The organism is uncultured Aggregatibacter sp., assembly GCF_938046485.1.
GTDB lineage: Bacteria > Pseudomonadota > Gammaproteobacteria > Enterobacterales > Pasteurellaceae > Aggregatibacter.
This window is the reverse complement of the sequence record NZ_CALIWN010000026.1, coordinates 1-9704: the sequence shown is the minus strand read 5'-3', so window position 1 is coordinate 9704 and position 9704 is coordinate 1. Positions and strand designations below refer to the sequence as shown.

The following is a 9704-nucleotide window of genomic DNA, read 5'->3' as shown; positions in this document are numbered from 1 at the left end:
GTGCAACAAGTTGCACGCTACGTTGTGATTTGGATCACGGTTTTGGTTTCTTTGTATTGATTGTTTTTTGTGCTTGTTTATAACTTCTAGGTTAACAGTGTTTCTGTGGTAGGAATGCCGTGAAATTTTATACATCAAAGAGAGCCTTCAATTTGTAAGAATGATACGTAGCAAGAGTAAAATATTTAAATGATAATCAAAATAATCCATAAAATGAGAAAAGTAAAAAAACGATATTATTTTATGTTGTTGTTATTGCCTTTTCTTTATATGGAATTTAAGGGCTTTGTTAATGTGTTAGGATATTGCGAAAAGAAAGACGCGAATATTTCTCAGTTATATTCAGAGCAAGAATTAATTGATAGAGCTATTGAATTTTTATTGATCGGATTTCCTAAAGTTGCATCTACACCAGAAGGAAGAAGGCTACATATAATACCCTATAAGACAGTCGAGGAATTCAAAAAAATAAACCCTAATTGCTGTTCGGTACAAGACTCTGCTTATGATGGGTTTGTACAAGATTTATCTATTAGAAAACAAGGTAAGTCTTATGGCTATGTTCACATGACCTATTTTTTCTTTTATAAAGAAGAAGGTATTCCTCCTGAGGAGTGGAGTGAATTAATAGAATTTGATACTTGTGGAGACATGAGTTATCCAATTAGAACCGGATGGTAGTTATGTAATTAATGAGTCGCTTGCCGACATTTTTATGTACTGATGTAATTAAAAATCCACAGGTAGAAAAATATTTGGCAGACTACCAAACTCACTTGGAAAATGTGTTCGGTTAATAAGTACTTGTAGACAGATCATTGTTGTCTGTCTTTCGTTCGATGAGAGAATCTCTCTCAATAGAAAAGTAACCCTGATTTCTCAGGGTTACAAGCCGTTTAAATTTGAAAATGTAGGTTTTTTATTCCCACTCTATCGTTGCTGGGGGTTTTCCGCTGATGTCATACACAACGCGGGAAATACCGTTCACTTCATTGATAATGCGGTTAGACACTTTGCCTAATAAATCATAAGGCAAATGTGCCCAATGTGCGGTCATAAAATCGATTGTTTCTACGGCACGCAAGGAAATCACCCAGTCATATTTACGTCCGTCGCCCATCACGCCGACAGATTTCACCGGCAGGAACACGCTGAAGGCTTGGCTGGTTTTTTCATACCAACCGCTGTTGCGTAATTCTTCGATAAAGATGGCATCGGCACGGCGTAATAAATCGCAGTATTCTTTTTTCACTTCGCCGAGTACACGCACGCCTAAACCCGGGCCCGGGAATGGGTGGCGATTGATCATTTCAGCCGGTAAACCTAAAGCTAGACCGATTTTACGCACTTCATCTTTGAACAATTCACGCAACGGTTCGACTAAGCCGAGTTTCATATAATCCGGCAAGCCGCCTACGTTGTGGTGGGATTTAATCACATGTGCTTTGCCTGTTTTGCTCGCAGCAGACTCGATTACGTCAGGGTAAATGGTGCCCTGTGCCAACCATTTTACTTTTGTTAGTTTTTTCGATTCATCATCGAATACGTCTACAAACACTTTGCCGATAATTTTACGTTTCGCTTCAGGATCAGATACGCCGGCAAGTTCGCTTAAGAAACGACTTTCTGCATCGACACGCGTGATGTTTAAGCCGAATTTATTGCCGAACATTTCCATGACTTGATCGCCTTCGTTTAAACGCAATAAACCGTTATCGACAAACACGCAATGTAAGTTTTTGCCGATGGCGCGATGTAATAACAACGCGACTACAGAAGAGTCCACGCCACCGGATAAGCCTAAAATCACTTCGTCATCGCCTACTTGCTCTTTAATGCGGGCAACGGCGTCTTCAATGATGTTTTCGGCGGTCCATTTGGTTTCGCAACCGCAAATGTTCACCACGAAATTGGTTAATAATTCCAAGCCTTTTTTAGTGTGGGTAACTTCCGGATGGAATTGCACACCGTAGAAACGACGGTTTTCGTCAGACATTGCCGCAATTGGGCAGGTTGGAGTCGTACCAGTAACTTGGAAGTTTTCAGGTAAACGCGTTACTTTATCGCCATGGCTCATCCACACATCCAATTTGTTATCGCCGTCATTGAGATCAGCGAAAAGTGCGGTGGTATTTTCCATTAAAACGGAAGCATAGCCGAACTCGCGGTGATCAGAGGTCTCGGTTAAACCGCCAAGTTGCATTGCCATGGCTTGCATGCCGTAGCAAATACCTAACACCGGCACACCGGCGTTAAAAACATATTCTGGCGCACGCGGGCTGTTTTCTTCCGTGGTACTTTCCGGGCCACCGGAAAGGATAATCCCCGTTGGATTGAAATCACGGATTTGTTGTTCAGTCACATCCCACGCCCAAAGCTCACAATATACACCGATTTCACGTACACGACGGGCGATAAGTTGGGTATATTGGGAACCAAAGTCGAGGATGAGGATTTTATGATTGTGGATGTTGGTCATGGTTTTCTCTAACAATTTCTATGTATGCTGGGATAGATTGAATTTCGGTCGCACTGTCATGACAATAAATTGTATCGCGCGCCCAAACTGGTGGCGCATTCTACCATTTCCCCCCTCTAACGTAAACGATTGCAGCGTTTTGTGGCATAAAGTGCGGTGTTTTTTTCATTTATTTTTCAGTGACCCTAAATAAATGGCGACTAAGGTGATAAAGGCCCCGAACCATTGCCATACGTTGATGGGTTTGTGTAATAAAAATGCGTCGATAACGAGTGCAGCGACAGGTTCGGAAAGTAACAATAATCCGGTTAAGCCTAGGCTGAGCAAAGGGATTGTGTAGGCAATCATACCCCAGGCGATGCATTGCATAACAACACCGTAAGTCAGAATTAAACCGATGTCCGTGAGTGTTGTTGGATAAAGGGAGTCGCCGTTGAATATCAGTGCCGGTAGAATTAATGCGGAGGCACCGCTAATACTGATAAGCCACATGAGTGGAAAAATGGAAATTGGTTCAATGCGGTGTACTTGGCGAATCGATGCCATGGAGGCGGCGAGGCAGGCGCCGGAAAGTAATCCGATAAAAATACCATAACCCGCTTCGATGTTATGTTGCAGTTCGGGACTGGCAATAAGCACTACACCGACCGTTGCGATAAGCAGGCTTGCAAGCTGTAATTTACTTTGCTGTTCTTGAAAAAACAGCCAACCAATAAATGCTAAAAAGAAAATTTGTAAGCTGTTTAATAGAGTGGAAATACCCGGTCCGACAGCGTAAATGCTTTCATGCCAAAAGGCTAAATCAAATGCGAGAAATATGCCTGAAGCGATTGCCCAAAATAAAGCCTTAGGTTGTTTTGGCAAGGGCTTACGATAAAGCTTCATTAAAAGCCCAAAAATTCCTGATGCAATTAGCAACCGCCAAAAGGCGATGGCGTAGGCGCCAACAGGAACAAATTTAACAATAAGGCTACCGAGCCCAAATAAGACACAGCCGATAACCAACATACTGGCCGCAAAACGATTTGATTGCATGGATGTTATAACTGATTAAAGAAAGTATGGCGTGTAATTATAACAAAAGTGCGGTCGTTTTTTGCGGTGTTTTTCTTGCTTCGATTCGGCAAAATCAATCTTGATATAAGGCGTTATATACGCCGCTTTCAAATTGTACCAATGGCGCACGTTTGGTTTTGCTTTCAAGATCGCCGGTGGAGTAGCCGTTGATAAATTGAACGAAGGCGATTTTTTCGCCGCGCGCGTTGGTGAGATAACCTGCCAGATTATAAACACCTTTTAGTGCGCCGGTTTTGGCCATGACGTTTTTGACTAATGGCGGATTGATTAAAGAGCCACGTCCACTTAATGTGCCGTCCACACCGGCGACAGGGAAGCTGTCTAATAGATGCAACGTTTCTTCATTTTTCGCGATGTAATCCAACACCTGCAACATGGTTTGCGGTGCGATGAGATTGTGACGGGATAAGCCTGAGCCATCGGCGATAATGCTGTTGCCGAATTTAATCCCTACTTGTGCCAAGACGTGTTTCATGGCTAATGTGCCTAGCTGGAAAGACGCCGGCCGTTTGTATTGCTGATAGGCAATCGTGCGGAACAAGGCATCGGCGATTTGGTTGTCGGATTTTTTCATCATTTTTTTGATGAGATCGGGCAACGGCTTAGAGAAATGTTGTGCTAATACTTGCCCTTGTTGTTGGCGATAGGGTTGTTGTACTTGTCCGTTAAATTCAATGTTAAGGCGTTTGAGCTGACGTTCAATGATCGCTGCCGCAAAGGCATTAGGATCTTGCACGGCAAAACTTAACCCGAAGGGTTTCGCTTGGCGTGCTAAACAGCCTTTTACTTGATAGCGGTTATTGTCATGCACTAAGGCATCTAATTGGCAATAAGGCGCTTCGTCTTTATCTGCCACATAAACCTGTCCGAACACTTGTATCGGATATTGTGACGGCACGTTAAATTTCACCAGCTCACCGGGCGGTTGGTTGGCGTCAATATCTACATAAAAGCAGTTATTATCAATGTTTACGGCCGCCGGCGGGGCATTAAAACACATGGTTAAATCGTTCCAAATCCAACCTAAGCCGCGATCATGGCTGGTGAATACGGAGGTGTCTAAAATGAGATTGCCGGTGATTTTACTGATATTTTGCTTTTTCAGTTCTGATAATAAATTAAAAAGTTGTCCACTGGTTAAATCGGGATCGCCGGTGAAACGGACGATTAAATCGCCGTTTAATTGTCCGTTTTGAATGTCTCCGTTGGTTAAAAGTGCGGTCTGAAATTGAAACGAATCGCCAAGAGCGAGTTTTGCCGCTAATGCGGTGAAGACTTTTTGTGTGCTGGCCGGCAACATGAAGGTTTGCCCGTGATAATCGGCGACAATTTTATCTTGGTGTAAGTTTTTAGCGATAAATGCGAGATTGGCGCCATCAGGCAAGTTGCCGAGATGTGGCGTTAAATCGACATCAGCAAAGCTGTGTACGGAGGCGGTTAGGGTAAGAAATAAAACAGTTTTTGAAAAGTATCGGCGTGGTGAAAACATGGACATAATTCGGACTTGTTGTTGCTATTTTTAATAAGACGAACAATAATAGTACTCGAATAGACGAGAGTAAAGTTTTCTCGCAACATGATTAATTTATACTGGGGGATCATGAGGATCCCACAGTTTTTCTTTATCCAAATTAAGGAAATTCTTATATGCAACAAATTCCCATGACGGTTCGAGGTGCAGAACTTTTACGCAAAGAGCTGGAATATTTAAAGAACGAACGCCGCCCGGAAATCATCAAAGCCATAGCAGAAGCGCGCGAACACGGCGATTTAAAAGAAAATGCGGAATATCATGCCGCCCGTGAGCAACAAGGATTCTGCGAGGGGCGAATTCAGGAAATTGAAGGCAAGCTTGCGAACTGCCAAATTATTGATGTCACAAAAATGCCGAATAATGGCAAAGTGATTTTTGGTGCGACGGTGGTGTTAGTTAATACCGATACGGAAGATGAAGTGACTTACCGTATCGTGGGCGACGATGAAGCGGATATTAAAAACGGTTTGATTTCGGTGAATTCACCGATTGCACGGGGATTGGTCGGCAAAGAAGTGGATGATGTGGTGAATATCACAACACCGGGTGGTGTGGTTGAATTTGAAATTATTGACGTAGAGTATGTGTAAATTCGCCTAAACAGAGGCTTAAAATCCCTTTTGGAAGGCGCTCATGTTCATTAACAGCGCCTTTCTTTATTTGTAAAGTTCAACAACCAGCCGATTCTGTGCTAGAATGCCCCGATTTTTTTATTTCCCTTTCCATTTTCCTTCGAAGGTTAAAGAATGAAACCCTCTATTATCAATAAATTAGATAGCTTAAAAGAACGTTATGAAGAGCTTGAAGCGTTGTTAGGCGATGCTTCTGTCATTAGTGATCAAGATAAATTCAGAGCCTATTCCAAAGAATATTCGCAACTTGAAGACGTAGTGAAAAGTTTTAGCCGTTGGAATCAGCTCAATGCCAATTTAGAAGAAGCGCAGCTCCTGCTTGACGATCCGGAAATGAAAGAAATGGCACAAATGGAGATTGAAGAGTCCAAAGCCGAACTGGAACAAGTTGAGCAGCATTTACAAATTCTCTTATTACCGAAAGATCCGAACGACGAATATAACTGCTACCTTGAAATTCGCGCCGGTACCGGTGGTGATGAAGCAGGCATTTTCGCCGGCGATCTTTTCCGTATGTACAGCCGTTATGCGGAAACCAAACGCTGGCGCATTGAAGTGCTGAGTGAAAACGAAAGCGAGCAGGGCGGATTTAAAGAAATTATTGCGCTTGTGAGTGGCGATGGTGCCTATGGTCAATTAAAATTTGAATCAGGCGGTCACCGTGTACAACGTGTACCGAAAACTGAGTCACAAGGGCGTATTCATACCTCTGCGTGTACTGTTGCGGTGATGCCGGAATTACCGGAATCTGAAATGCCGGAAATTAACCCGTCAGATTTGCGTATTGATACCTATCGTGCCTCCGGTGCGGGTGGTCAGCACATCAATAAAACCGATTCCGCCGTGCGTATTACCCATATTCCAACCGGCATGGTAGTGGAATGTCAGGATGAGCGTTCACAACATAAAAATAAAGCCAAAGCCTTGTCTGTGCTGGCTTCCCGTTTAGTACAACAAGAACAGGAAAAATTGGCGCAAGAGCAAGCGGATACCCGCCGTAACCTTTTGGGTTCCGGTGACCGTTCTGATAAGATTCGTACCTACAACTACCCACAAGGGCGTGTGACTGATCACCGCATTAACCTGACGATTTATCGTTTAGATGAAGTGATGAATGGTAAAATTGATGACTTGATTCAGCCGATTATCACCGAATATCAAGCGGATCAGTTGGCGGCATTGTCCGAACAGAATTAACGAGAGAACGAGCTTAACGGCTCGTTCATTTTATTTGACGAAAATGAATTATCAACAATGGCTGCAACACGCCGCGCAAGCGTTAAACCAAGCAAATCCTGCTGAAAATGGTAAAACCGATGCACAAGTGTTATTGCAATTTGTAACAAAAAAATCGCGTGCATTTATTTTGGCTTTTGGTGAGACGCAGCTGGATGAAAAAACACAAGAAAAACTGACCGCACTTTTATCCCGCCGTTTGCAAGGTGAACCCATCGCTTATCTTCTCGGTGAAAAAGAGTTTTGGTCGTTGCCGTTAAATGTGTCGGCAGGCACGCTGATTCCGCGTCCGGATACTGAAATTTTGGTGGAAAAAGCGCTAGCGATTGCCATTGAAAAGCTACAAAAGTGCGGTCAAGATTCCCAATGTTTTCGTATTTTAGATCTGGGTACCGGCACGGGGGCGATTGCCTTGGCGTTAGCCTCTGAACTGAAACCCATTGCGCAAAAAAAACACATTCAACCGGAAATTATCGGAGTGGATGTCATGCCGAATGTGGTGGCTTTGGCGACATCTAATGCGGAAAAAAATCAGTTAGACGTCAGTTTTTTACAAAGCCATTGGTTTGACAAGGTGACTGGCACATTTGATTTGATTGTGAGTAATCCGCCTTATATTGATGCAAAGGATGAACATTTAACCCAAGGCGATGTACGCTTTGAGCCCTTGTCAGCGTTAGTGGCGGAAGAAGAAGGCTATGCGGACTTACGTCATATTATCGCCAACGCATCGAAATTTATGCGGACTGGCGGTTATCTGTTGGTGGAACACGGTTGGCAACAAGGGGAAAAAGTGCGGTCGATTTTCCAAGAGAATTTTTGGACATCGATTGAAACTTTACGGGATTACGGAAATAATGAGCGCGTAACATTAGGTTGTTGGGCGCAAACTGAAAATAAATAAGGAAAACGTATGCAAAATAAACTCATTCAATTAGGCGATATTCAAATTGCCAACGATAAACCCTTTGTCTTATTTGGCGGCATGAATGTGCTCGAAAGCCGCGATATGGCAATGCAAGTGTGTGAAAAATATGTGGAAGTGACGCAAAAATTGGGCGTGCCTTATGTGTTCAAAGCCTCTTTTGATAAGGCAAACCGTTCTTCCATTCATTCTTATCGCGGCCCGGGCATGGAGCAGGGATTAAAGATTTTTACTGAGTTAAAGCAAACATTCGGCGTAAAAATCATTACGGATGTACACGAAATTTATCAATGCCAACCGGTTGCCGAGGTGGCGGATATTATTCAATTACCGGCATTTCTCGCTCGACAAACAGATCTTGTCGAGGCGATGGCGCGTACCGGTGCAATCATTAATGTGAAAAAACCGCAATTTTTAAGTCCGGGACAAATGGGTAATATTGTGGAAAAAATCGCTGAATGCGGCAACGATAAAGTGATTTTGTGTGATCGTGGCACGAATTTCGGCTATGACAATTTAATTGTTGATATGCTGGGTTTCAGCGTGATGAAAAATGTCTCTCAAGGTTGTCCGGTGATTTTTGATGTGACCCATTCATTGCAATGTCGCGATCCGTTTGGCGCTGCCTCCGGTGGGCGTCGCGCGCAAGTTACCGAACTTGCCCGTGCCGGTTTAGCGGTTGGCTTGGCAGGCCTATTCCTAGAAGCTCACCCGGAACCGAGCAAAGCCAAATGTGATGGCCCGTCAGCATTACCGTTAGATAAATTGGAAGCCTTTGTTTCACAAATGAAAGCTGTGGATGATTTGGTGAAATCCTTCCCTGAATTAGACACCTCTAACTAGTCTTTTCAATATTCAATATATAGTGCATAAAATTCCTTTTATGCACTATATAGGCGATAAAACATGAATTTTATGAAATTAAATTGAGCTTTTTCTGGATTTTTTCTTCATTTTACGCTAGGATCGCTGAGAATTTTTATGTATAAATAACTTTTAAAATAACGACGATTACCTATGTTTAAGAAATTTTTTATTCTTCTTCCGCTATTTGTATTAACGGCCTGTTCTACAACATCTGAAAATTCAACAGCCTCGGCACAAGATGAAGAACAATTAAATCAACTCATTAGCACCACGCTAAAAACCAACAAACCACGTCAATATTCGGAGATTACTGATAAACGACTTGCGAAAATCTACCAAGAATGGGCAGGTACGCGTTATCGTTTAGGCGGGTTGACTAAAGGCGGGATCGACTGCTCCGGTTTTATGCAAACAACCTTTCTCAAAGCCTACGGTTTAGCATTACCACGTTCCACTGCGGAACAACGCCATGTTGGCAAGCAAATTCAGAAGCATGAATTAAAAGTAGGCGATTTAGTCTTCTTCCGTAAAAATAATCATGTAGGTGTGTATATTGGTAATAATCGATTTATGCATTCTAGCACAAGCCGTGGTGTGATCATTGAGTCCCTAGATGATAGCTACTGGGCAAAAACATACACGCAATCTCGTCGCGTTCTTTAATTTGGAGATAACGTAAACAGCCGCTTTAATAATAAGCGGCTGTTTTTATATATAGCAACAAAGTGCGGTAGGAAATATATTCATTTTTCACCGCACTTTTGCTAATAGGATCTGTGTCTTTGGACGGAATGGGATAATTTCCACTGTGCGACCATAAATATCCACCATGACGTTTGAAGCAACACTTAAATTAAGTCAGTGCGTAGCGTGCATCTTGATGCACGACCAAACCACACAGGGAACGTTATTTAACCCTTTCGGGCATTCACGATTTCGTGCAACAAGTTGCAC

At 42.9% G+C, this 9704-nt stretch carries 9 protein-coding genes and 1 pseudogene; 7 read left to right on the top strand and 3 right to left on the bottom strand.

All coding sequences use genetic code 11. The annotated features are described in order from the left end of the window. Nucleotides 1-243 precede the first annotated feature (243 nt). Both Q0203_RS03305 and Q0203_RS03300 read left to right on the top strand, forming a co-directional pair. Nucleotides 244-681, top strand: coding sequence for a hypothetical protein (locus tag Q0203_RS03305; protein WP_297929516.1), 438 nt, complete (start codon nt 244-246; stop codon nt 679-681). A gap of 11 nt (nt 682-692) precedes the next feature. Further along, a pseudogene (locus Q0203_RS03300) lies at nt 693-797 on the top strand (NADPH quinone reductase MdaB); the annotation flags it as partial. Nucleotides 798-919: 122 nt separating this feature from the next. Here the strand turns inward: Q0203_RS03300 and guaA are convergent. The 3 genes from guaA to dacB form a co-directional block, all read right to left on the bottom strand. Beyond that, nucleotides 920-2479 carry a glutamine-hydrolyzing GMP synthase gene (guaA, locus tag Q0203_RS03295; RefSeq protein WP_297929515.1) on the bottom strand — a complete coding sequence of 520 codons (1560 nt, stop codon included), beginning with the start codon at nt 2477-2479 and terminating at the stop codon, nt 920-922. Between the two features lie 165 nt (nt 2480-2644). Next, nucleotides 2645-3514 (bottom strand): DMT family transporter, encoded by an 870-nt coding sequence (locus Q0203_RS03290; protein WP_297929514.1) that lies wholly within the window; start codon nt 3512-3514, stop codon nt 2645-2647. 94 nt (nt 3515-3608) lie between these two features. Beyond that, nucleotides 3609-5051, bottom strand: a complete 1443-nt coding sequence (gene dacB / locus Q0203_RS03285) for a serine-type D-Ala-D-Ala carboxypeptidase (protein ID WP_297929512.1) — start codon at nt 5049-5051, stop codon at nt 3609-3611. Nucleotides 5052-5203: 152 nt separating this feature from the next. Here dacB and greA point away from each other — a divergent pair, with 152 nt between their 5' ends. From greA to Q0203_RS03260, 5 genes are all read left to right on the top strand, one after another. Further along, nucleotides 5204-5680: a transcription elongation factor GreA gene (gene greA, locus Q0203_RS03280; RefSeq protein WP_297929511.1), complete on the top strand. Its 477-nt coding sequence runs from the start codon at nt 5204-5206 to the stop codon at nt 5678-5680. 156 nt (nt 5681-5836) lie between these two features. After that, nucleotides 5837-6919, top strand: coding sequence for a peptide chain release factor 1 (prfA, locus tag Q0203_RS03275; RefSeq protein WP_109103717.1), 1083 nt, complete (start codon nt 5837-5839; stop codon nt 6917-6919). Nucleotides 6920-6962: 43 nt separating this feature from the next. Continuing rightward, nucleotides 6963-7862, top strand: a complete 900-nt coding sequence (gene prmC, locus Q0203_RS03270; RefSeq protein WP_297929508.1) for a peptide chain release factor N(5)-glutamine methyltransferase — start codon at nt 6963-6965, stop codon at nt 7860-7862. A 9-nt stretch (nt 7863-7871) separates the two neighbouring features. After that, nucleotides 7872-8726 carry a 3-deoxy-8-phosphooctulonate synthase gene (kdsA, locus tag Q0203_RS03265; protein ID WP_297929506.1) on the top strand — a complete coding sequence of 285 codons (855 nt, stop codon included), beginning with the start codon at nt 7872-7874 and terminating at the stop codon, nt 8724-8726. A 174-nt stretch (nt 8727-8900) separates the two neighbouring features. Beyond that, the gene (locus Q0203_RS03260; RefSeq protein WP_295976038.1) at nt 8901-9413 is read left to right on the top strand and encodes an NlpC/P60 family protein; all 513 of its coding nucleotides are present in this window, start codon (nt 8901-8903) and stop codon (nt 9411-9413) included. Nucleotides 9414-9704: the final 291 nt, after the last annotated feature.

Coding starts and splice junctions, on each gene's coding strand:
- Q0203_RS03305 (WP_297929516.1), top strand. CDS start 244: ATGTTGTTGTTATTGCCTTTTCTTTATATGGAATTTAAGGGCTTTGTT.
- guaA (WP_297929515.1), bottom strand. CDS start 2,479: ATGACCAACATCCACAATCATAAAATCCTCATCCTCGACTTTGGTTCC.
- Q0203_RS03290 (WP_297929514.1), bottom strand. CDS start 3,514: ATGCAATCAAATCGTTTTGCGGCCAGTATGTTGGTTATCGGCTGTGTC.
- dacB (WP_297929512.1), bottom strand. CDS start 5,051: ATGTCCATGTTTTCACCACGCCGATACTTTTCAAAAACTGTTTTATTT.
- greA (WP_297929511.1), top strand. CDS start 5,204: ATGCAACAAATTCCCATGACGGTTCGAGGTGCAGAACTTTTACGCAAA.
- prfA (WP_109103717.1), top strand. CDS start 5,837: ATGAAACCCTCTATTATCAATAAATTAGATAGCTTAAAAGAACGTTAT.
- prmC (WP_297929508.1), top strand. CDS start 6,963: ATGAATTATCAACAATGGCTGCAACACGCCGCGCAAGCGTTAAACCAA.
- kdsA (WP_297929506.1), top strand. CDS start 7,872: ATGCAAAATAAACTCATTCAATTAGGCGATATTCAAATTGCCAACGAT.
- Q0203_RS03260 (WP_295976038.1), top strand. CDS start 8,901: ATGTTTAAGAAATTTTTTATTCTTCTTCCGCTATTTGTATTAACGGCC.